This window comes from Streptosporangium roseum DSM 43021 (assembly GCF_000024865.1).
Classification (GTDB): Bacteria; Actinomycetota; Actinomycetes; order Streptosporangiales; family Streptosporangiaceae; genus Streptosporangium; species Streptosporangium roseum.
Genome location: NC_013595.1, coordinates 5732320 through 5753093 on the forward strand (window position 1 = coordinate 5732320; position 20774 = coordinate 5753093).

Sequence of the window (20774 nt, forward strand, 5' to 3'; positions counted from 1 at the left end):
GAGCCGCGCCTCCCGGGCTACTCCCCCGCCGAAGGTCAGAGCCAGCCCCGCGCCGCCGCCTCCACGCCCGCCTGGAACCTGGTGGTCACGCCGAGCCGCTCCACGACCGCGGCGATCTTCCTGGTCGCGGTGCGGGCGCTGACGCCCAGGTGCCTGCCGATGGCCTCGTCCTTGAGCCCCGAGTTCAGCAGCCGCAGCACCAGCAGGTCCTCCTCGGCGGGCCTGCCGTCCGCCGGTGGGGAGTCGCCGGTGAGCGGCTGGCCACGCTCCCAGTAGACGTCGAACAGCTCGATGAGCGCGTCCAGCAGCCGCGAGGGGTGCAGCAGCGCGATGTTGTCGTAGACGCCGTCCACCAGGGGCAGCAGCCCGACCCTCCGGTCGGCGATGCGCAGCTTGAACGGCAGGCGCGGCAGGAACCTGGAGCGCTCGCCCTCCTCTGCCAGGCGCAGCAGGGTCTCCATGCGGCCCGGCCTGTCGAGCGAGCCGGGGCAGTACACCACCCTGATGTCCACGCCGCGGGCCAGCAGTTCCCTGGTGTCCTCCAGCTCCGACTCGTTGGTGTCGTGGGAGGAGTCGGGGCGGCCCAGGTACGGCGGGCTGTCGAAGCAGAGCAGCTCGGTGGTGACCGAGCGGGCCAGCTCGGTCATCTGCCGCTTGACGGCGTCCTCGCCGGAGAGGATCTCCACCACGCCCGCGGGCGCGACCCACATCCGGCCCGAGTGGTAGAGCTGGGCGAAATCGCCCACCGTGGTGCGCACCCTGGCCAGGCTCGCCTCCGCCTCCAGGCGGTGCCTGTCCACCAGCCAGCCGAGCGCCGCCTCGGGCGAGACCGGCTCGTAGCCGCCAGGGCCGGTCCTGCGCAGCAGGCCCGCCTCGGTCAGCCGGCGCAGCGCGAGCCGTACCCGCGAGGAGGCGACGCCGAGGGCGGCGGCGAGCTCGGCGGTGCGGCGGCTCGGCTGCCTCAGCAGCAACCGGTACACCCGCTCGTCGAACTCCGCGACCCCCACCCCGCCGAGAACCCGCTGCTCCTCCACGTACCACCTGACCGAATCGTGTCCCTTTTGGCCATATGGCCGAAAATGTCATAACCATATCTCGACAAGGGATCCTCGCAGGCCGTTGACTGCTCACCGGCCCCTCCGGCGATCTTGGCCGGGCGGGTGGCAGCCTCATCCCCCTCAAGAGGAGCAATGTCCCGCAACCCCCGCGTCTACAGCGCCATGGCGCTCGCCGCCGCACTGGCGGTCACCTCCGCCGCGGCCCCGGCGCTCGCCGAACCCGCTGCGACAGGCACCCCCTCCGCCTACATCGTCACCCTCGCCGGTCAGCCGCTCGCCACCTACGGCGGCGGCGTGGACGGCCTCGCCGCCACCAAGCCGGGCAAGGGCAAGAAGGTCGACACGGTCAGCGCCGGCGCCAAGCGCTACCGCGAGCACCTGACCAAGCGCCAGGACGAGACCGCCCGCAGCGTCGGCGCGACCGCGCAGCGGCACAACTCCGTCGCCTCCAACAGCTTCGTCGCCGAGCTCACCCCCGCTCAGGCCCTCAAGCTGCACCGCACCGGCGGCGTCGTGTCCGTCGTCCAGGACACCCTGCGCAAGGCTCTGGACGACCGAAACTCCAGCGACTTCCTCGGCCTGTCAGGTGACAAGGGCATATGGGCCTCGCTCGGCGGCACCGCCAAGGCGGGCAAGGGCATCGTGGTCGGCGTCATCGACACCGGCGTCTGGCCGGAGAACCCCTCCTTCGCCGGACCCGCGCTCGGAACCGAGGCGCCCACCGCCGCCGACCCCTACCGGCCCTACCGCCAGGGCACGGCCACGGTCATGAAGAAGGCCGACGGCTCCACCTTCACCGGCCTGTGCGAGACCGGCACGGAGTTCACCGCCGATCTGTGCAATCAGAAGCTGGTGAGCGCCAGGTACTTCGGCAAGGCCTGGCTGAAGGACAACGACCCCGCCGCCACCGGCGAGTACGCCTCGCCGCGCGACCGGGGCGGGCACGGCTCCCACACCGCAGGCACCGCCGCGGGCAACCACGCCGTCCCCGCCACCGCCAACGGCATCGACTTCGGCCAGATCTCCGGCGTCGCGCCCGGAGCAGCCGTCTCCGTCTACAAGGCGCTGTGGGAAGGCCCGGACGGAGGCACCGGCTACACCTCCGACATCATCGAGGCCATCGACCAGGCCGTCGCCGACGGCGTCGACGTGATCAACTACTCTGTCGGCGGTTCGACGGAGTCCTCCACCGACGACCCGGTCCAGCTGGCCTTCCTGGCCGCCGCGGACGCCGGCATCTTCGTCGCCACCGCGGGCGGCAACTCCGGACCCGACGCCTCCACCCTGGACAACACCGCCCCGTGGACGACCACCGTCGCCGCGAGCACCGTCGCGCCCTATCTGGCCGACGTGCGGCTGGGCGACGGAAGCACCTTCCGCGGCGCCAGCACCACCGTCAGCGCGCCGTTCGGGCCCAATCCGCTGGCCACCTCGGTGTCGGTGAAGAACGCCGCCGCCTCCGACTCCGACGCCCAGATCTGCGCGGAGGGGTCGCTGGACCCGGCCAAGGCCGCCGGGAAGGTCATCTACTGCGTGCGCGGCGTCACCCCGCGCGTGGACAAGTCCGCCGAGGTCAAGCGCGCCGGCGGCGTGGGCATGGTGCTGGGAAACCCCAGTGACCAGGACACCGGCGCCGACGTGCACGCCGTACCGACCGTACACATCAACACCCCCGACACCGAGAAGGTCCTCGCCTACGCCGCCACCCCCGGCGCGACGGTGACGCTGCTCCCCGCCTCCTCCACCGAGGGCGCCGAATACCCGCAGGTCGCCAGCTTCTCCTCGCGCGGCCCCTCCCTCAGCAACAACGGCGACCTGATCAAGCCCGACATCGCCGCCCCCGGCGTGTCGATCCTCGCCGCCGTCGCGCCCCCCGGGAACCAGGGCAAGGACTTCGACTTCTACTCCGGCACCTCGATGGCCACCCCGCACATCGCCGGCCTGGCCGCCCTGTACCTGGGCACGGACCCGCTCCTGTCGCCCGCCGCCGTCAAGTCGGCGATGATGACCACCGCCTACGACACCAAGACGCCCGACCTCTTCGCGCAGGGCTCGGGTCACGTCGACCCCGCCCGCATGCTGAAGCCCGGCCTGGTCTACGACGCCGCGGCCCAGGACTGGTACGGGTACCTGGAGGGGCTGGGCGTCAAGACCGGCACCGGCGCCGCGCCCGTCGCCACCAGCGACCTGAACTACCCCAGCATCGCGGTCGGCGCCCTGTTCGGCTCACGGACCGTCACCCGCAAGGTCACGGCGCTGACCCCCGGCGTCTACCACGCGGCCGTCGACCTGCCGGGCATCAAGACCAAGGTCAAGCCCTCCACCCTGGTCTTCAAGAAGGCGGGTGAGACCAAGGAGTTCACCGTCTCCATGGAGATGACGCGCCAGACCGGCGGCGACGCCATCGTCGGCTCGCTGACCTGGCAGGGTAAGAACACCGCCGTCCGCAGCCCCGTGATGGTCACCCCGCTGAGCGCCAAGGCGCCCGCCGAGGTCAAGGGCGCGGGCTCGAACGGCTCGCTCACCTTCGACGTGACCCCCGGCGTGTCGAAGTTCCCCGTCAAGACCTACGGCCCCGTCTCCGCCGACCCGGTGCCCGGCACCGTGAACCCCAGCGACATCTGGGGCAAGGAAGTCTCCGTCGTCGTGCCCGAAGGCGCCAAGGCCGTCTCCTTCAAGCTCATCCCCGGTGACCCCGAGACGGAGGTCGGCGCCATCCTCGGCTACACCGAGGGCGGCGCGCAGCAGGGCCTGGCCTGGGTCACCTCGTGGGAGGACTACCGCGCGGTCCTGGCCAACCCCAGGCCCGGCAAGTACACCCTGTTCGTGCTCACCTTCGGGAGCGCCGAGACGCCGTTCAGCACGCAGATCAACGTCGTGGGCGCCGACTCCGGGTCCGGCGCGCTGACGGTGACGCCCGACAAGCCGAAGGTCACGCCGGGAACGGCGTTCCCGCTGACGGCCACCTGGTCCGGCCAGCCTGACCGGACGGCGACCGGCTACATCGAGTACCCCAACGAGGCCGGCACGATCGTGACGATCAACTGACCCGACCCGACCCGATCCGACGCGGGCCGTTCCCTCCGGGGAGCGGCCCGCTTCGCGTGTGTCCCCCCGTTGACCTGGAGCCGGCTCCAGGGGCGAGGCGGGGGGCATCCGGACACGCACCACCGGAACCCGCGGCGAACCCGGGCAGGGGTGAGGCGGCCCGTGAACGGAGCGGCCGAGTCAGCCGACGGTCTGAAACCGGCCCACAGATCGAGCGGGGGCTACCGGCTTCATGACGCGGAGGCGGTCGCCCGGCTGGACCTGGTCCGGACCCTTCGCGATCCGCGGGGAGGTCGTGAAGGCCGTGAAGGCCGTGTGCAGACCGGCCCTCGCCTCAGGTCAGCGGACCAGCCGGAAGAACGCTCGGATATCGGTGACCAGCAGGTCCGGTGCTTCCATCGCGGCGAAGTGGCCGCCTCGGTCGAACTCCGACCAGTGGACCACGTTGTGCTCGCGTTCGGCGACGCGGCGGATCCCGGGGTCGCCCGGGAAGACCGCCACCCCGGTGGGAACATCTGACTTCTCGCTCGGCCGGCCCCAGTCGGCCGCGCCCTCCTTGTAGAGGCGGGCGGACGACCCCGCGGTGCCGGTGAGCCAGTAGATGGTGACGTCGGTGAGCATCTGGTCGCGGTCCACCGCCTCTTCGGGGAGGTCGTGAGCGGGGTCGGTCCACTCCTTGAACTTCTCCACGATCCAGGTCAGCTGACCGGCGGGAGAGTCGTGCAGGCCGAAGGCCAGCGTTTGCGGGCGGGTGGCCTGGATCATGGCGTAGCCCGAGCGGTCCCCGTCCGAGTAGACGGCCAGCCGGGCCTGCTCCGCCTCCGAGAGGCCCTCCAGCTCGTCGGGCTCGAAGGTCGGGAAGCCCAGAGCGCCGTTGACGTGGACGCCGATGACGCTGTCCGGGGCGACGCGGCCGAGCTCGGGAGAGACCACCGAGCCGGTGTCGCCTCCCTGGGCGCCGTACCGGTCGTAGCCGAGGCGGCTCATCAGCTCGGCCCAGGCGCGGGCCACCCGGCGCAGGTTCCAGCCGGTCTCGCGGGTGGGGCCGGAGAACCCGAAGCCGGGGAGGGAGGGCGCCACCACATGGAAGGCGTCGGCCGGGTCGCCGCCGTGGGCGCGGGGGTCGGTGAGCGGGCCGATGACCTTCATGAACTCGGCGATCGAACCGGGCCAGCCGTGCGTGAGGATCAGCGGAAGCGCGCCCGGCTCGGGAGAGCGGACGTGCAGGAAGTGGATGTTCTGGCCGTCGATCTCGGTGGTGAACTGCGGGTACTCATTGAGCGCCGCCTCCTGCCTCCGCCAGTCGTACGCCGTCCGCCAGTATTCGGCCAGCTCCTTCGCGTACGAGGACGGGACGCCGTACGACCAGCCGGTGCCGGGCAGCTCGTCCGGCCAGCGGGTACGGGCCAGGCGGTCGCGGAGGTCGTCCAGGTCGGCCTGCGGGATGTCGATGCGGAACGGGTTGATTTTCGCCATGCCCTGGACACTAGGAGCCGGCTAGGACGGGTTCGGCCCTAGGATGCGGGCCAGAATGAAGCATGTCGGAGTCCTCGGATTGCTGTCCCTCCTGCGGGACCCCCTGGCCGTCACGGACCGCTGCACCCTGGCAGAGCGGTTCCCGCTCGTCCGCGGCGCCTGGCCGGGATCGCCGGGCCGGTCCCTCCGGCCGTACGCGCGAGCGGGCCCGCGTCGAACCGGCCGGAGGGGCCGTCAGGCGGTTGAGTCCGGGCCGGTTCTACGGCGCCGCCGAGGACGTGGGCAGGCCGAGCTTGGCCGCGAGCGCTTCCAGCAGCTCGACCTGCTGCTCCGGGCGGGCGGGCAGAAGATGGAGCGCGATGTGCATCTCGTCGGCGCCGACGGCCGCGATGCGGTCGAGGTCGCTCAGCACGGCGTCGGTGAAGACGGTGGGAGAAACCGGGGCGCCGGGAGGGACCGGGATCGTGTTCACCACGACGGTGCCGGTGCCGCCGGCCTCTCGGTACCAGCGGACCTGTGCACGGGTGTCGTCCCAGTCGACCCCGACGGTGACGAAACCGTCCCCGATGCGGGCCGCCCGTTCGATGGTGCGGCGGGCCGTCGCGCCGATGAGCAGGGGAATGGTGCTGCCCCACGGCTTCGGGCCGACCAGGGACGGCGGAATCCGGTAGTGCTCGCCGTGGAACTCGACCGGGTCGGGACCCCAGCAGGCCCGCATCGCGGCCACGTGCTCGACGAATCCGGCGCCTCTGCGGCTGGCCGGCACGCCCGCCGCGATGAACTCCTCGGGGATGTAGAACGGCGGTTCCCGGGTGCCGCCGCCTTGACCGATGCCGACGTCCAGCCGCCCCCGAGACAGCTGGTCGAGCGTGGCGAGCCTGCGGGCCAGGATGACGGGCGACTGGAAGATCGAGTTCAGGATGCTGGTGCACACGCGGATCCGCCGGGTGTGCGCGGCCGCCCAGGTCAGCATTTCCAGCGAGTCCCAGGCATAAGACTCCGGCAGGCCCGCGTCGTTGCTCCAGTGCGGTCCGGCGGGGGTCAGCAGCCGTTCGCTGGCGGACACGGCGTGGAATCCGAGCCGTTCGGTCGCCTGGGCCACGGCGACGACGGCGTCGGGGCCGGCGTACGGGCCGACGTGCGGCAGGCTGACGCCGACGCGTGGAAGATCCATTCCTATACTCCAGTGATAAGCCGTTTGGCGCGGAACACCCAGGTCAGGCGCCCCTTCGCGATGTAGTCGGAGCAGTGGGGGGATTCTTGCGGTCCGGTGCCGCAAGAATGCGGCACCGGCTCCGACTCCTTGCTGAACGGCGCCTTGGGGGCGCCGCCCGGCCGTCGAAGGAGACGACGCATGAAGTTCATGTTGATCATGCATGGCAACCCGCAGATCTGGGACGCGCTGACCGAGGAGGAGCGCAACGAGGTGATGAGCGGCCACGGCCCGTTCATGGAGACCGTCAAGAGGTCCGGCGAGATGATCGGCACCGTCGCGCTGGCCGATCCGTCGCAGAGCGCCGTGGTCAGGGTCCGAGGCGGCGTCCCGGCGGTGACGGACGGCCCCTATCTGGAGGCCAAGGAGTACCTCGGCGGCTACTACCTGGTGGAGTGCGACAGCCGGGAGCGTGCCCTGGAGCTGGCCGCGCTCATTCCGGACGCCGGCGTCGAGGGCCTCGGCATCGAGGTACGGCCGGTGCTCTTCGCGGGCACGGCCGACGGCTGAGCATCCGGTGAGGTTCCCGCCGGGTCTCTACCTGCACCCGGCGGACCTGCCGGGGGCAGGGGCCGGCCATGAGGAGTTTTTGGCCGCGGCCGGGCAGGCAGGGGAACTGATCGGTGCTCACGCGTTCGCCGATCCGTCCATCAGCGCGGTGGCACGGGCTCGGGACGGCGTGGTGACGGTGGGCGAGGGCCCCCACCTCCGGACCTCGGATCATGTCGCGGGCCAGTACGTGGTGGACTGCGAGAGCCGGGCGTGTGCCGTGGAGCTGGCCGCCCTGATAGCGGGCGGTCAGGTCGGCGGTGTGGAGGTGCGGCCGCTGATGGACTCGGCCGGGATGGAGCGGCGTCGCACCGGCGTTGACTAACCGGATGGTTAAGGCTTAGATTCAGCCGCAATCAACAATCTAACCGGTTAGTCAATTTGCTGAGGTGGCCATGACGTACTCCATAGACACGTTGCTCATCGACGGGCGCCGGGTGCCGGCCGAGAGCGGTGAAGTGCTCACAGTCGTCAACCCGGCGACCGGTGAGGTCTTCGCCACCGCGCCGTCGGCTTCCAGGCGCGACGCCGTGGCCGCCATCACCGCCGCCCGCCGTGCCTTCGAGGAGGGGCGGTGGCCACGGCTGTCATCGGCCGAACGCGGCCGCCTTCTCAAGCGGCTGGCCCTGGCCATGGACCGGCGCCGTGAGGAACTGATCGATCTGGTGATCAAGGAGAGCGGATTCCCGAGGGCAGTGGCCGACCGGGTCCACCTGCAGTCCTCCATCGACTTCCTCTGCGACCTGTCCGACCGCCTGCTTCCCGGGCTGGCGTTCACGACACCGTTGAACCCGCACACCGGGATCTCGATGACCGGCCGGCCCCAGACGACGCAGGGCATGGTGGTCAAGGAGCCGATCGGGGTGGCGGCGTTGATCACGCCGTTCAACGCCGCGGTTCCTCTGACCGTCCACAAGCTCGGCTGGGCGCTGGCCGCCGGCTGCACCACGGTGGTCAGGCCTTCCCCCTACACTCCCCTGCAGGTCCTGTTCCTGGCCGACCTCATCGAGGAAGCCGGCTTCCCGCCCGGCGTGGTCAACATCATCACCGGTGACCTGGACGCCGGCCTCGAGATGACCACCCATCCCGACGTCGACATCATCAGCTTCACCGGCTCCGACGCGGTCGGCCGCAGGATCATGGCCCAGGCCGCGCCCACGCTGAAGAAGGTGGTCTTGGAACTCGGCGGTAAGTCCGCCAACATCGTCTTCGCGGACGCCGATCTGGATCGAGCCGCCCTGGAAGTGATGGGCAACATCGTCTCCAACGCCGGCCAGGGCTGCCTTCTCCTCACCCGGACCCTGGTCGAAGAGCCGGTCCACGACGAACTGCTCAGCAAGGTGGTCGCCCTGCTGAGCACTGTGACCGTGGGCGATCCGGCCGACCCGGCCACGGTCATGGGTCCTCTCATCAGTGCAAGGGAACGGGACCGGGTGGAGGCGATGATCCACCGAGGGGTGGCCGAGGGCGCCACCCTCGCCTACGGTGGTGGCCGCCCAGCAGGACTGGGCCGGGGTTTCTTCCTGGAGCCGACACTGTTCACCGACGTGGACAACTCCATGAGCATCGCGCAGCAGGAGTTCTTCGGGCCGGTGAACACGGTGATCGGCTTCAAGGATGACGCCGAAGCCGTACGCATCGCCAACGACAGCGATTTCGGCCTCAACGCCGGAATCTTCACCCAGGACTTCGAACGGGCCTATGCGACCGCCGCGCGGATCCGCAGCGGTACGGTCAACATCAACGCTTCTTGGGGCACCAACCCCGACGCCCCGTTCGGCGGCTACAAGCAGAGCGGCCTGGGCCGGGAGGGTGGCGCGTACGGGATCGCGGAGTTCCTGGAGGAGAAGTTCGTCTCCTGGCCGGTAGGCCGCCTGTGACCGCTCGCCGCACCTGAGCCGGCCCTCGACGCTGGTGGATAACCGGTTAGTCAGCCGACACAATAGGGGCCATGTCCCGCGCAGAAGCCACCAAGGCTCGCATCCTGGCGGCCGCCACCGCAGAGTTCGCCGCCCACGGCATCGCCGGCGCCCGAGTGGAACGCATCGCCAAGACGGCCTCGGCGAACAAGAACCTCATCTACGTGTACTTCGAAAGCAAGGACCTGCTCTTCGACGCCGTCTTCGACGCGCACGTGGCCCGCGGCCTCGAACAGGTTCCCTTCACGGCTGAGGACCTGCCGGGATATGCGGGGCGGATCCACGACTACTGCCGAGAGCATCCCGAAGTGCTTCGCCTCGCCGCTTGGCACCGTCTGGAGCGTGGCGCCGAGGGGGATCCGTCCGTCGCCGCACCGGCCTACGCCGCCAAGCTGGACAGCCTCGCCACCGCCCAGCGCGAAGGACACCTGGCAGTCACCTTCGCGCCCGCCACACTGCTGACGCTGGTCCTCGCACTGGCCACCGCATGGGGGCCGGTGGGCGCCACGTCCCTGCCGGTCCAGGCTGTGCAGGACTCGGACTGGCAGGAAGCGCGCAAGGCCGTCGTCGAGGCGGTCCGCAGCCTCACCTGACCATCACGGGCGACCGGTGGCGCCGACAGCGTCCGACCAGCCGGGCTATCCGCCGCCGCCCGCCACCCTCACCGGCTGTGAGCGGGTCCTGGATGCGGATCATCCGTTGACGAAGCGTTGTACGGGACAACCTGTCGGCCCTCAGGTAACCGGACAGCCCACTGGGCAGACGCGTTCTCTCGACGACGACCCCATGACGGGCTGTCGGGCATCAGCCGAACACATCATGGCGGCCTTCGCCGTCGACGGCGCGCCCAGCACACTGCTCGGCGTGACCGTGCTCGGTTACAACGACCAGCTCGTCGAGGCCGAAGCCGTCGCCGTGCTCGGGGACGCGCGCAACTGACCCGTACGGGTCGGAACCCCCATGTCGATCAGCCTGGCTGTGTGCACCCGGAAAGTGCCCCAAAGCCAGGCACCCGGGGGGAAGCCCCGTCCTCGTGGGCGGCGATGTCGGCGGGCCCATGGCTGGCGGCGGCCCGTGGCCATGGCCACCGTACTCGACCGCCTCCACAGCGCCGCCCGGGAACCCAGGCGGCCGATCCGGCGACCCGGCTCGACCATGAGTCCCCTGGTGTCGGAGTGGCGCGCCGGGGACCCCGAGATCGTGGTGTTCCTCTGCAAGGACGACTCGCCTTTCGTCTTGTTCTGCGCCATGCCGGCCGCGGAACGGCGGCCTGGCGAGGCTGGGGATACGTCACGGGCTGTGGATCCGCCCTGTCATGAGGTGGGGTGAGCGGGGGGCGGCAGGTCGATCAGGAATCGAGAAGCGCCCGTGATCGAGCCGCGTCTAGTGTGACCGTCATGGACATCGAATTCACTGACCGGAGATAGCCGATGACACAGAACCAGCAGGTAGGCAAGCGCAAGCCCGGTACGCCCGGGGCGTTGTCGCGGTGGATGCAGCAGAAGATGAACGCCCGCATGAACCGCAAAATCCGGCGTGGCCACGGCAAGTTCATGAAGATGGACGTACTGATCCTGAACACGGTGGGCCGCCGGAGCGGGCAGCCGCGAGAGACGCCTGTGGCGTGGTTCGGCGACGGTGAGGACGCCTGGCTGATCGTCGCATCGGGCGGTGGGAGCCGGCACCCGGACTGGCACGTCAATCTGATGGCGCATCCCGACCGGGCGTCGGTCGAACTGCCCGGCCGCGACACCGTCCCGGTGACGCCGTACGTGCTCGACGGTGCCGAGCGTGAGCGGGCATGGAAGTCCATCACCGCCGCCCAGCCCCGCTATGAGAAGTACCAGAACAACTCCGACCGGGAATACCCGGTGGTCCGGCTCACCCCACGATGACGCGTACGCCCGCGGTGACCTTGGTCTGAAGACGCGCGGTGGCGAAAGTGCTTTCGACGGGGTTCGCGGTGCGCCGGTGAATCCGGTGCTCGGCCGGGCGTGGCAGAACTCCGGCGGCATGTCCGCGGCATCGCAGATCTCCGTGACAGCCCTGGGGAACTTCGCGCCGCCCCGGCACGGGCCTGATCTGCAGTACACAAGGAAACGCGAAGGAGATCTCATGAATATCGCAGTCATAGGCACGGGCAACATCGGCCGGACCCTGGGTGCGGCGCTCGCCGCGGCCGGACACGACGTCCGCTACGGGTCACGCACGCCTGAGGAATCGGTGCGCGAGGCCCTCGACGGAGCCGAAGCGGTGATCGTCGGCATTCCCGGCCAGTCCGTCGAGGCCTTCGCCCGCGACCACGCCGACGAGCTCGCGGGCAAGGTCGTCATCGACACCGCCAACAAGTTCGGCGACGGTCCCGCGCACAGCGCCGCCGAGTTCGCCGCCCTGGCGCCCGCCGCCCACTACGCCCGCGCCTTCAACGCGCTCGGCTGGGAGAATTTCGCCGACCCCGTCTTCGACGGCGTGGTGGCCGACCTCTTCTACTCCGCCGACGAGACCGACCGCAAAACCGTCGAACGCCTCATCCGCGACACGGGCCTCAACCCCGTCTACCTCGGCCCCGGCCAGCACGACCTGCTCGACCGGCTCCTCGAGCTCTGGTTCACCCTTGTCAACAGCCAGGGCCGCGGCAGGCATCTGGCTCTCAAGGTCCTCTGACCGGCGTCCTTCCATGTCAGCGCCGATGAACCCGTCCTGGTTCAGAACACCTGTCAGCCACGGGTAGTTCGATCACCCCGTGGAAGAGTTCGGAGCAGCCCGCCGACGGCGGCGCGCGGGAAGGCCTGGCTGAGGCCGGCCCTGACAGGGCGACGATAAGCGCGCCGGGGGCCGGTAGGTTGCGGGTGTGAGCGACAACGAGCCGAGCGAGTTCCGCATCGGGGGCGAGATCGGCGTACAGCGGCTCGGGTTCGGGGCCATGCAGCTGCCGACCGGACCCGGACCGGCTCGGGAGGCCGCCATCGCTGTGGCTCGACGCGCCGTCGAGCTGGGCGTCACTCTGATCGACACCGCGCACCTGTACGGGTGGGGTGCCAACGAGGAGCTCCTCGCCGAGGCGCTGTACCCCTATCCGGACGACCTGCTCATCGCGACGAAGGTCGGGGTCGCGCCGCCGAACCCCCCGCACGAGGCGGCGATCTGCGGACGGCCGGACTTCCTGCGGGATCAGGTCGAGCAGGGTCTGCGCCGCCTTCGGGTCGAACGGCTCCAGCTGCTCCAGTTGCATCGCATCGATCCGACGGTGCCGCTCGCCGACCAGCTGGGAACGCTGCGCGAGCTCCAGGCCGAGGGCAGGATCGGCCACATCGGGCTGTCCGAGGTCACCGTCGCCGAGCTTGAGGAGGCGCGGCAGATCATCGACGTCGCGAGCGTGCAGAACCGCTACAACCTGCTCGATCGCGAGCACGAGGCGGTGCTCGACGCCTGTGCCGCGGCGGGGATCGCCTTCCTGCCCTGGCGGCCCGTCCACCCCGCGGTGTCGGCGGCGACGTCCGAGATCGCCGCCGTGGCGGCCGAACTCGGCGCCACCGCGGCGCAGGTCTCGCTCGCGTGGCTGCTCCACCGCTCGCCCGTCGTGCTGCCGATTCCCGGCACCGGCTCGATCAGCCACCTGGAAGAGAACGTCGCCGCGGCGCGCCTGCGGCTGAGCGGCGATCAGTGGCGGCGGCTCGATCGGATCCAGCCGCGATGAGCCACCCGAGGACCGGCCCTCATTCCTCCGGAGCGATCAGGCTCTCACCCGGGCGGAGCCGGGCGGGGAGCCATGTCGCGAGGCCTGCCGCCGACGATCGGCAGCACCAGGATGGCCAGCACTCCACCGATCCACAGCACGCCCACCGTTGAGGCGGCGTCGACCGTCAGGCCGCCGACAAGGGCGCCCAGGGCGATCGACAGGTTGAACATCGACACGTACAGCGAGGAGGCAGCCTCGGTGGCGGTCGGTGCGGCGTTCAGGATCCAGGTCTGGAAGGTGACCGGGACGGCGCCGTAGCCCAGGCCCCAGACGACGAGGGTCGCGGCCGCCGAGAAGGTGGTGTGGTCGGCCACCGCGAGGGTGGCCATGGCCGCGGCCAGGAGCACGGAGATGCCGCACACGGTCTGCCGGAGACGCTTGGTGATCAGCGCGCCGGCGATGAAGTTGCCGCAGATGCCGGCGATCCCGAAGACCAGCAGCAGCACACTGATCATGCCGTCCGCCACACCGTCGTCCTGGAGGATGGGCCGCACGAACGTGTAGGCGGTGAAGTGCCCGGTGATGACCAGGAAGGTCATGGCGATGCCGACGCGCACGGCGAGGTGTGTCCGGAACACCCGCGGCAGGTCCGCGAACGTCATCGTGCTCTCCGGTGCCAGCTTCGGCATGACGGCGACCATGCAGGCCAGCGAGATCAGGCCGAGCACGCCCACGGCCGCGAACGCGGTCCGCCAGTCGCTGAGGTCACCGACCAGGGTGCCCGCGGGCACACCCAGCACGGAGGCGGTCTCGACGCCGCCGAAGACGACGGCGGTGGCGCGCGCGACATGGTGCTTCGGCACCAGACGCAGGGCCATGGCGCCGGCCAGGGACCAGAAGCCGCCGACGCTGATGCCGATCAGGAAGCGGGCGAGGAGGACGACGGCGAAGCTCGTGGCAGAGGCGGAGGCGAGGTTGGCCGCGCCCACCATACCGATCAGCAGGGCCAGCACCAGCCGGCGGTCGATCCTGGCGGTGGCCACGGTGACCAGCGGTGCCGCGACGGCGGCGACCAGGCCGGGCACGGTGACCATGAGCGCGGCGGTGCCCTCGGAGACGTCCAGTGCGGTGCCGATCGGGGTGAGCAGCCCGACGGGCAGCAGTTCGGAGGTCATCAGGGCGAAGATTCCCAGCGTCACGGCAAGGACCGCGAGCCAGCCCCGGACCGGTGAGGGGCTCGCGTCCGGGGCTGTGCCCGGTGGCGAGACGTCGGCGGATGTCACGATGTGGGCCTTTCCGGTGAAGTCATGCCAAGGGCGGCGGCCGTGGGGAGGCGGCCACCGCCCGTAAGGGGGAGAACGAAGGCGGAGGGGTGCCTACTCGGTGCCGGGGGTCTTGCGGGTGGTCACGTTCATGCGGTTCCAGGCGTTGACCGTGAAGATCAGCGCGATGAGCTGGGCGAGTTCTTTGTCGTCGAAATGCCGCGCGGCCTCGTCATACACCGCGTCCGTGATCCCTTGGGGAAGCAAGGTCATCGCCTCGGTCAGGGCGAGGGCCGCGCGCTCCTTGGCGGTGTAGAGGCTGGACTCATGCCACGCGCTCAGCTGGTAGATGCGCGCTTCGCTCTCACCCGCCCGGCGGGCGTCGCCGGTGTGGTAGTCGATGCAGTACGCGCACCGGTTGACCTGGGAGGCGCGGATCTGCACCAGCTCGACCAGGACCGGGTCCAGCCCCTGGCGGGCCACGGCGTCCAGGGCCAGCACGGCCTTGAAGACCTTGGGGGCGACGAGCGAGAGGTTCATACGTGCGGGAATGGCAACATTCGTCATGCTCATGACCCTAGGAGCGCGATCGACCCACGATATGGTGCATTCCCATGGAAGTTCTGTGGGTCAATTTTCGACACGACGGCCAGGACCGTCGCGGGGCGAGGCGTTGAGCAGCCCCGGCGCGGAAGGCGGCAGCGACCTTCATCTGGAGCTCGCCGGCGTCGGCGGCGCGCGCGTGCGGTTGATGCGGGCCCTGCGCGAGGCGATCCACTCGGGACGGCTGGCGCCCGGTACCCGGCTTCCGCCCTACCGCACCCTCGCCCTCGACCTGGGAATCGCCCGCAACACCGTCGCCGCCGCGTACTCCGAACTCGTCGAGGAAGGCTGGCTCACGTCCCGTCAGGGTTCCGGCACGCACGTCGCGCACCGCGCCGCACCTCTGGAACCCGGCCGCCGGCGCTCCCCCGCGCGTCCGTCCCGCCTGCGGATCATCCACGACCTGATGCCAAGCTCCCCTGACGCGGCCGCCTTCCCGCGCTCGTCCTGGAGCGCCTCGGCCCGGCGCGCGCTGGCAGGCGCGCCCAACGACGCCTTCGGCGTCGGCGATCCCCGTGGCCGGCTGGAGTTGCGCCAGGCGCTGGTGGAATACCTGGCGCGGACCAGAGGCGTGCGCACCAAGGCGGACCACGTCGTGATCTGCTCGGGCTTCGCGCACGGGCTGCGGCTGGTGTGCCACGTGCTGCGCGGCAGCATCGCGGTCGAGTCGTACGGACTCGACTTCCACCGCTCCATTCTCACCGAGGCGGGACTGAAGACCGTGCCGCTCACCGTGGACATCCACGGCGCACGGATCGAGGACCTTCCGGCCACGGGCGCGCAAGCCGTCCTGCTGACGCCGGCCCATCAGTACCCCACGGGGGGAGCCCTGCACCCGCAGCGCCGGGCCGCGGTCATCGACTGGGCACGCGCCACGGGGGGTCTGCTGCTCGAGGACGACTACGACGGCGAGTTCCGTTACGACCGCGAGCCGGTCGGCGCCGTGCAGGGGCTCGATCCGGACCGCGTCGTCTACTTCGGCTCGACGAGCAAGAGCCTGTCGCCCGCGCTCCGGCTCGGCTGGATGGCGTTGCCCGGCCGGCTGGTGGACGACATCCTGGCCGCCAAGGGCTCGCGCGAACTCTGGTCGGGCGTCATGGACCAGGTCACCCTCGCCGACTTCGTCGCCGGCGGCGCCTACGACCGTCAGCTGCGGCGGATGCGCGGGATCTACCGGCGCCGCCGTGACCTGCTCACGGCCATGCTCGCCGAACGCGCCCCGCACATCACCGTCAGCGGCATCGCCGCGGGCCTGCACGCCGTCCTCGAGCTTCCCCCGGGCACCGAGCAGGCCGCTCTCCGCGCCGCGCGCCGCCTCGGCATCGCTCTGGACGGCTTGGGCCCCTATCTGCACCCCGGCAGCACGATGCCGCCCCGCGACGGCCTGGTCATCGGATACGGCACACCACCCGAGCACGCGGTCACAGCCGCCCTGGAAGCCCTGTGTCTCGCCTTGCCCGACCCTCCGTAGAAAGGCCCCGTCCCTTCACCCGGCGCCTGCTCGTGGCGGCGGTCCGGGCGCGCGCCGGCAGCTCTCGATGGATCAGGAGTGTCCGGCCGGATTTCTTCGGCTTTACCGGTCAGGCGTCGAGCAGGTGCCCTGTCGTCACGTCGATGTGGTCGGGGATCTCGGCGTGGCGATCACCGACCGTCGGTGTCCCGGTGGGCTCGAACAGGAGAATCGCGGCGCCGGCGGGGGCGTGCGGCTTGTGCTCGGTGCCTTTGGGGACGGTGAAGACCGCGCCTTTGGGGAGGTGGACGGTCCGCTCCCCGCGGGACTCACGCAAGGAGATGTACAGTTCCCCGTCGAGCACGAGGAAGAACTCGTCGGTGTCGTCGTGGACGTGCCAGATGTGCTCCCCCTCTACCTTCGCGACGCGTACGTCGTAGTCGTTGACGCGCGTGACGATTCGGGGGCTCCACAGCGCGTCAAAGGAGGCCAGGGCGTTGCCAAGGTCGATGGGTCCGTTGCTCATGGGGGAATCCTGGCAGGTCGAGCGCGTCGGCCGTGAGTGCTAGAAATGGCATATGTCGCAAGATTCCTCGCACGACGGTCGCGCGGCGGACCTGCACCGGGTCGTCGTGATCGTGGACGAGAACTCCAACCCCTTCGAGCTCGGCTGTATGACCGAGGTCTTCGGCCTGCGCAGGCCCGAGCTTGGCCGCGATCTCTACGACTTCCGCCTCTGCTCGCCCGAACCCCGCACCCTCATGCGAGACGCCTTCTTCACCCTGACCGGAGTCGCCGGACTGGAGGCGGCCGAGTCGGCGGACACGTTGATCGTCCCCAACCGCCCCGACGTCGAGGTGCCGCGCCGCCCGATCGTGCTGGACGCCGTACGGCGGGCGCACAGGCGCGGTACGCGTCTTGTCGGCTTGTGCAGCGGAGCTTTCACCCTCGCCGAGGCCGGGGTCCTCGACGGGCGCCGGGCCACCGCCCACTGGCAGTGGGTGGACGCCTTTCGTGCCCGCTTCCCCTCCGTGCGGCTCGAGGAAGACGTGCTGTTCGTCGACGACGGCGACATCCTCACCGCCGCCGGTAGCGCGGCCGCTCTCGACCTCGGGCTGCATATCGTCCGCCGCGACCACGGCGCCGAGGTCGCCAATTCCGTCAGCCGGCGGCTGGTCTTCACCGCGCACCGGGACGGCGGGCAGCGGCAGTTCATCGAGCGCCCGGTGCCCGACCTGCCGGACGAGTCCCTGGCGCCGATCCTGGCATGGGCGCAGGAGCGGCTGGACTCACCGCTCACGGTCTCCGACCTCGCGGCGCGCGCCTCGGTCAGCCACGCGACACTGCACCGGCGCTTCCGGGCACAGCTGAGCACGACGCCGCTGGCATGGCTCACGGGGGAACGGGTCGCCCTGGCCTGCCGGCTGATCGAGCGGGGTGAGACACACCTGGAGGTGGTGGCACGGCACAGCGGGCTGGGCACCGCCGCCAACCTGCGCGCGCTGATGCGCCGCCAGACAGGGCTCACCCCGTCGGCGTACCGGCAGCGGTTCGGAGCTGGAGCGGCCCGTCAGCGACCGCTTCCGCCCCGCCCGGCTCGCCCTGCCGCACCACTTCCGGCAAGCTAGCCATCCAGTACCGCACCGCCCGGTCCATCCCGCGTGGCCCCGCCTGAAGCCACCACCCCGGCTGCCCTGGAGAAGACGTCATGACCCTGCCCGAGAACATCACGACCTGGCGCGACGCCCGCTACGACGTGCCCGTCAGCCGACAGCTGGAGCGCTACAACGAGCTGGCCGCCCGGAACGAGTCGGCCCGCGCCCGCGTGGAGCTGGTGGCCCGGGGGATCTACGACCCCGACCGGCACGGGGCCGGGGACCGGCCCCCGCTCACCGTGGCCGAGCACATCGAGCTGCTGGCACTGGCGGAGTGCATCGCGCGCACCGTACGCCACCCCGCCAACATCCACCACGCACTGCTGGCAGGGGCCACCTGGGCCGACATCGCCCATGCCGTCGGCTCCGACGAGCACGCCGTACGGCGGGACTACCGGCAGTGGGCCGACGACCAGCACGACCTCAACCGGCACCACCCCCACCTCGGCATGACCGCCGACGAGTACGCCGCCGCGACCGCCAGAGTCGCCCAGAGCACGACGGATGCCTGAAGCAGGCTGGACCCCTGCTCCACCTGCCAGGGGTCCCAGTGGTGGCGGTGGTCGCGCACCGCCCGGTCCCGGGCGGCCGGACCGGTGAGCGGGCCGCCCTCAAGCGCCCCCGGCCGGCCGTCACCACTCCGGTGACGGCGCCGACACCCAGTAGCAATGTGGTCATATTACTGCGATAAGAGTATCGCCCTATTGTTTTCTTGGGGGTTCCGTCCGCGCCGCGTCGCGGTGAGGAGAATCAGCGATCGGGAGAACCGCAACGCCCGGTGAACACCGTGGCGACGGCCCGGCGCAGCACGTCACGTGCCGAGAACGCGTCCGCGCCCGAGAGCGCGACCTGATCGGCCAGACCTTGCACGGTCGCGAGGATCATGCGGGCGGCCGGCACGGCGTCGACATCGGGCTCGACCTCACCGCGTTCCATGCCGGTCCGGACCGCCATCGTGACGTATTCGAGGATGTCACCGCCTGCCTGCCGGGCGACGTCGGCGAGACCGAGGTGATGCAGCGCCTGAGCCTGCAGACCCTGCCGGACGCGGTACTCGACGTCCCGCTCCTCGTCGAGCGGCAACAGTTCGGCCAGGCCGTCGAGCAGCACCTCCGCCATCGGGAGACGGGCGGCCTCGCCGTGGCGGACGCGTGCTCGCACCCGCTCGCTCATACGGCTCACGGCGTCTTCGTAGGCGAAGTGGAGCAGCACGTCCTTGCCGGTGAAGTAGTGCTGGATGAGCCCGACCGAGATGCCCGCCTCGGCCGCCACCCGCGAGAACGAGACGCCCGCGAACCCCTCCGCGGCGAGCAGCCGCTGGAACGCCCGCGCGATCTGGGCGCGACGCTGATCATGATCGGCAACCCGTGGCACCCCGTTATCATACAGCCGTACTGCTACCTCCGCCCCGCCGGTGCGGCGGCTCGGCTCCCTCCTGCCGAACGGGTCCCCGGCCGCCGTAGCGGCGCGGCCCTGTTTCCGGAGGTGCCGAGCCGGGCTCTCACCCTCGCGTCGCGCGTGTTCTCCGAAGCCGCGGTCGTCTCCGCCTCCAAGGCCCCGATCTTCTTGGAACCCGATGACCTGCGCAGACAGCCCTGCTTCGGGGCTGGGGCGCGTTTGGGTCGAACGTCAGATCAACGGGAGGCGGCGCACCCCTGTCATGGTCGGCGTGGGCATGAACTCCACGGGGTCGTCCGGATCGGTGCGCAGAGGGTCGACGCGGTCGAGCAGGATGTTCAGGGCGACCCGTCCCTCCAGCCGGGCCAAGGGGGCGCCTAGGCAGAAGTGGATGCCGCGGCCGAACCCGAGATGCGGGTTGGGGTCGCGACCGGGGTCGAAGACGTCGGGGTCGGGGAACTGCCGGGGGTCCCTGTTGGCCGCTCCGAGCCAGGCCATGACCATGTGATCGGCCGGTATCGTCACGCCGCCGAGCTCGACGTCGCGGGTGGTGGCGCGGCCGAGGGCGGCGAACGGGGTGAACAGGCGCAGGGATTCCTCGATGACGGCCGGGATCGAGGATCGGTCGGCCCGCACCTTGTCCTGCTGCTCGGGGAAGGCGTCCAGGCACAGCACCGTGTTGCCGAGCAGCATCGTCGTGGTGATGTGCCCGGCGAGCAGCAGGATGATCGCGAAGTTGACCACCTCCTCGTCGGGCAGGCGTTCGCCGTCCACCTCGGCCTCGACCAGCCTGGTGAGCAGGTCGGCGCGCGGCTGTCGCCTGCGCTCCGCGGCGTGGCCGGCGAGATAGGCCGACATCTCCTTCCACGGCTTCAGCGTGGCCTGCAGGTCCACGTCCTGTTGTTCGGCGGGTTTGGCCAGTGAGATCTTGGCGTCGCGCTGGAACAGCGCATCGGCCCATTGTTTGAACAGGGCGCGATCGCTGCTGGGCACCCCCAGCAGTTCGGCGATGACGATGACCGGGAGCGGATAGGCCAGATCGGTCACCAGTTCCAACCGGCCGCGATCGTGTGCCGCGTCGAGCAGTTCGTGGGTGAGGGCGGCGATCCTCGGTTCGAGATCCGCGACGACCTTCCGGGTGAAGGCGTTGCTGACCAGCTTGCGCAGCTTGCCGTGCTCCGGCGGGTCGATCTGGGTGATGAAGCCGGCCATCGAGAATTCCTCGATGCCCGGCATCAGGTCCTTGGGGATCAGGCGCATGGTGTCGGAGGAGAACGTCGCGGGATCGCCGAGGATCTCCTGCAGTTCGGGGTGGCCGTAGACGTTCCACATGCCGGCGTCGGCGTCGTACTCGACCGGTTGGCGCGATCGCGGCCCATGCAGCCAGAAGTGCTGTGCGGGGATGTTGTACCGCTCGACGATGTCGGCCATCGTCTCTCCCTTGGTCGTGGAGCTGCCATTGAC

At 70.4% G+C, this 20774-nt stretch carries 19 protein-coding genes and 2 pseudogenes; 12 read left to right on the plus strand and 9 right to left on the minus strand.

Going from position 1 to position 20774, the window contains the following annotated elements; translation table 11 throughout:
- Positions 1 to 35 precede the first annotated feature (35 nt).
- A complete protein-coding gene (locus SROS_RS25150; RefSeq protein WP_012891724.1) occupies positions 36 to 1034 on the minus strand; it encodes a helix-turn-helix domain-containing protein in 999 nt (332 codons plus the stop codon).
- Between the two features lie 156 nt (positions 1035 to 1190).
- On the opposite strand from SROS_RS25150, the gene SROS_RS46190 reads away from it, so the two are divergent.
- On the plus strand, positions 1191 to 4106 hold the full coding sequence (locus SROS_RS46190) for a S8 family serine peptidase (RefSeq protein ID WP_012891725.1): 2916 nt from the start codon (positions 1191 to 1193) through the stop codon (positions 4104 to 4106).
- A 339-nt stretch (positions 4107 to 4445) separates the two neighbouring features.
- Here SROS_RS46190 and SROS_RS25160 read toward each other — a convergent pair whose 3' ends face one another.
- Together SROS_RS25160 and SROS_RS25165 are read right to left on the minus strand one after the other, a co-directional pair.
- Positions 4446 to 5582, minus strand: coding sequence for an epoxide hydrolase family protein (locus SROS_RS25160; RefSeq protein ID WP_012891726.1), 1137 nt, complete (start codon positions 5580 to 5582; stop codon positions 4446 to 4448).
- Between the two features lie 259 nt (positions 5583 to 5841).
- Positions 5842 to 6756 carry a TIGR03619 family F420-dependent LLM class oxidoreductase gene (locus SROS_RS25165; RefSeq protein WP_012891727.1) on the minus strand — a complete coding sequence of 305 codons (915 nt, stop codon included), beginning with the start codon at positions 6754 to 6756 and terminating at the stop codon, positions 5842 to 5844.
- Between the two features lie 180 nt (positions 6757 to 6936).
- Between SROS_RS25165 and SROS_RS25170 the strand changes: the two genes are divergently transcribed.
- The 6 genes and pseudogenes from SROS_RS25170 (at position 6937) to SROS_RS25195 (ending at position 11158) form a co-directional block, all read left to right on the plus strand.
- Complete coding sequence (locus tag SROS_RS25170; RefSeq protein WP_012891728.1) at positions 6937 to 7305, plus strand: YciI family protein; 369 nt, start codon at positions 6937 to 6939, stop codon at positions 7303 to 7305.
- A gap of 7 nt (positions 7306 to 7312) precedes the next feature.
- Positions 7313 to 7669: a YciI family protein gene (locus SROS_RS25175; RefSeq protein WP_012891729.1), complete on the plus strand. Its 357-nt coding sequence runs from the start codon at positions 7313 to 7315 to the stop codon at positions 7667 to 7669.
- A 70-nt stretch (positions 7670 to 7739) separates the two neighbouring features.
- Entirely contained in the window at positions 7740 to 9224 is a 1485-nt protein-coding gene (locus SROS_RS25180; RefSeq protein ID WP_012891730.1) for an aldehyde dehydrogenase family protein, read from the plus strand.
- Positions 9225 to 9295: 71 nt separating this feature from the next.
- Positions 9296 to 9856: a TetR/AcrR family transcriptional regulator gene (locus tag SROS_RS25185; RefSeq protein WP_012891731.1), complete on the plus strand. Its 561-nt coding sequence runs from the start codon at positions 9296 to 9298 to the stop codon at positions 9854 to 9856.
- 250 nt (positions 9857 to 10106) lie between these two features.
- A pseudogene (locus SROS_RS48755) lies at positions 10107 to 10202 on the plus strand (RidA family protein); the annotation flags it as partial.
- A 491-nt stretch (positions 10203 to 10693) separates the two neighbouring features.
- The gene (locus tag SROS_RS25195) at positions 10694 to 11158 is read left to right on the plus strand and encodes a nitroreductase family deazaflavin-dependent oxidoreductase (protein ID WP_012891732.1); all 465 of its coding nucleotides are present in this window, start codon (positions 10694 to 10696) and stop codon (positions 11156 to 11158) included.
- 7 nt (positions 11159 to 11165) lie between these two features.
- Here SROS_RS25195 and SROS_RS53200 read toward each other — a convergent pair.
- A pseudogene (locus SROS_RS53200) lies at positions 11166 to 11326 on the minus strand (IS256 family transposase); the annotation flags it as partial.
- A 52-nt stretch (positions 11327 to 11378) separates the two neighbouring features.
- On the opposite strand from SROS_RS53200, the gene SROS_RS25200 reads away from it, so the two are divergent.
- Both SROS_RS25200 and SROS_RS25205 read left to right on the plus strand, forming a co-directional pair.
- On the plus strand, positions 11379 to 11927 hold the full coding sequence (locus tag SROS_RS25200) for an NADPH-dependent F420 reductase (RefSeq protein WP_012891733.1): 549 nt from the start codon (positions 11379 to 11381) through the stop codon (positions 11925 to 11927).
- Between the two features lie 187 nt (positions 11928 to 12114).
- Positions 12115 to 12960 carry an aldo/keto reductase gene (locus SROS_RS25205; RefSeq protein ID WP_012891734.1) on the plus strand — a complete coding sequence of 282 codons (846 nt, stop codon included), beginning with the start codon at positions 12115 to 12117 and terminating at the stop codon, positions 12958 to 12960.
- A gap of 44 nt (positions 12961 to 13004) precedes the next feature.
- Here the strand turns inward: SROS_RS25205 and SROS_RS25210 are convergent, their stop codons facing one another.
- Positions 13005 to 14225, minus strand: coding sequence for an MFS transporter (locus SROS_RS25210; protein WP_012891735.1), 1221 nt, complete (start codon positions 14223 to 14225; stop codon positions 13005 to 13007).
- 93 nt (positions 14226 to 14318) lie between these two features.
- Positions 14319 to 14771 (minus strand): carboxymuconolactone decarboxylase family protein, encoded by a 453-nt coding sequence (locus SROS_RS25215; RefSeq protein WP_012891736.1) that lies wholly within the window; start codon positions 14769 to 14771, stop codon positions 14319 to 14321.
- A 106-nt stretch (positions 14772 to 14877) separates the two neighbouring features.
- On the opposite strand from SROS_RS25215, the gene pdxR reads away from it, so the two are divergent.
- The gene (gene pdxR, locus SROS_RS25220; RefSeq protein WP_012891737.1) at positions 14878 to 16278 is read left to right on the plus strand and encodes a MocR-like pyridoxine biosynthesis transcription factor PdxR; all 1401 of its coding nucleotides are present in this window, start codon (positions 14878 to 14880) and stop codon (positions 16276 to 16278) included.
- 109 nt (positions 16279 to 16387) lie between these two features.
- Here pdxR and SROS_RS25225 read toward each other — a convergent pair whose 3' ends face one another.
- A complete protein-coding gene (locus SROS_RS25225) occupies positions 16388 to 16783 on the minus strand; it encodes a cupin domain-containing protein (RefSeq protein ID WP_012891738.1) in 396 nt (131 codons plus the stop codon).
- A gap of 52 nt (positions 16784 to 16835) precedes the next feature.
- Here SROS_RS25225 and SROS_RS25230 point away from each other — a divergent pair, with 52 nt between their 5' ends.
- Both SROS_RS25230 and SROS_RS48760 read left to right on the plus strand, forming a co-directional pair.
- Positions 16836 to 17885 carry a GlxA family transcriptional regulator gene (locus SROS_RS25230; protein WP_012891739.1) on the plus strand — a complete coding sequence of 350 codons (1050 nt, stop codon included), beginning with the start codon at positions 16836 to 16838 and terminating at the stop codon, positions 17883 to 17885.
- An 80-nt stretch (positions 17886 to 17965) separates the two neighbouring features.
- Positions 17966 to 18424, plus strand: a complete 459-nt coding sequence (locus SROS_RS48760) for a hypothetical protein (protein ID WP_012891740.1) — start codon at positions 17966 to 17968, stop codon at positions 18422 to 18424.
- A 238-nt stretch (positions 18425 to 18662) separates the two neighbouring features.
- Here the strand turns inward: SROS_RS48760 and SROS_RS25240 are convergent, their stop codons facing one another.
- Both SROS_RS25240 and SROS_RS25245 read right to left on the minus strand, forming a co-directional pair.
- A complete protein-coding gene (locus SROS_RS25240) occupies positions 18663 to 19286 on the minus strand; it encodes a TetR/AcrR family transcriptional regulator (protein ID WP_012891741.1) in 624 nt (207 codons plus the stop codon).
- Positions 19287 to 19541: 255 nt separating this feature from the next.
- Positions 19542 to 20741: a cytochrome P450 gene (locus SROS_RS25245; RefSeq protein WP_012891742.1), complete on the minus strand. Its 1200-nt coding sequence runs from the start codon at positions 20739 to 20741 to the stop codon at positions 19542 to 19544.
- Positions 20742 to 20774 lie beyond the last annotated feature (33 nt).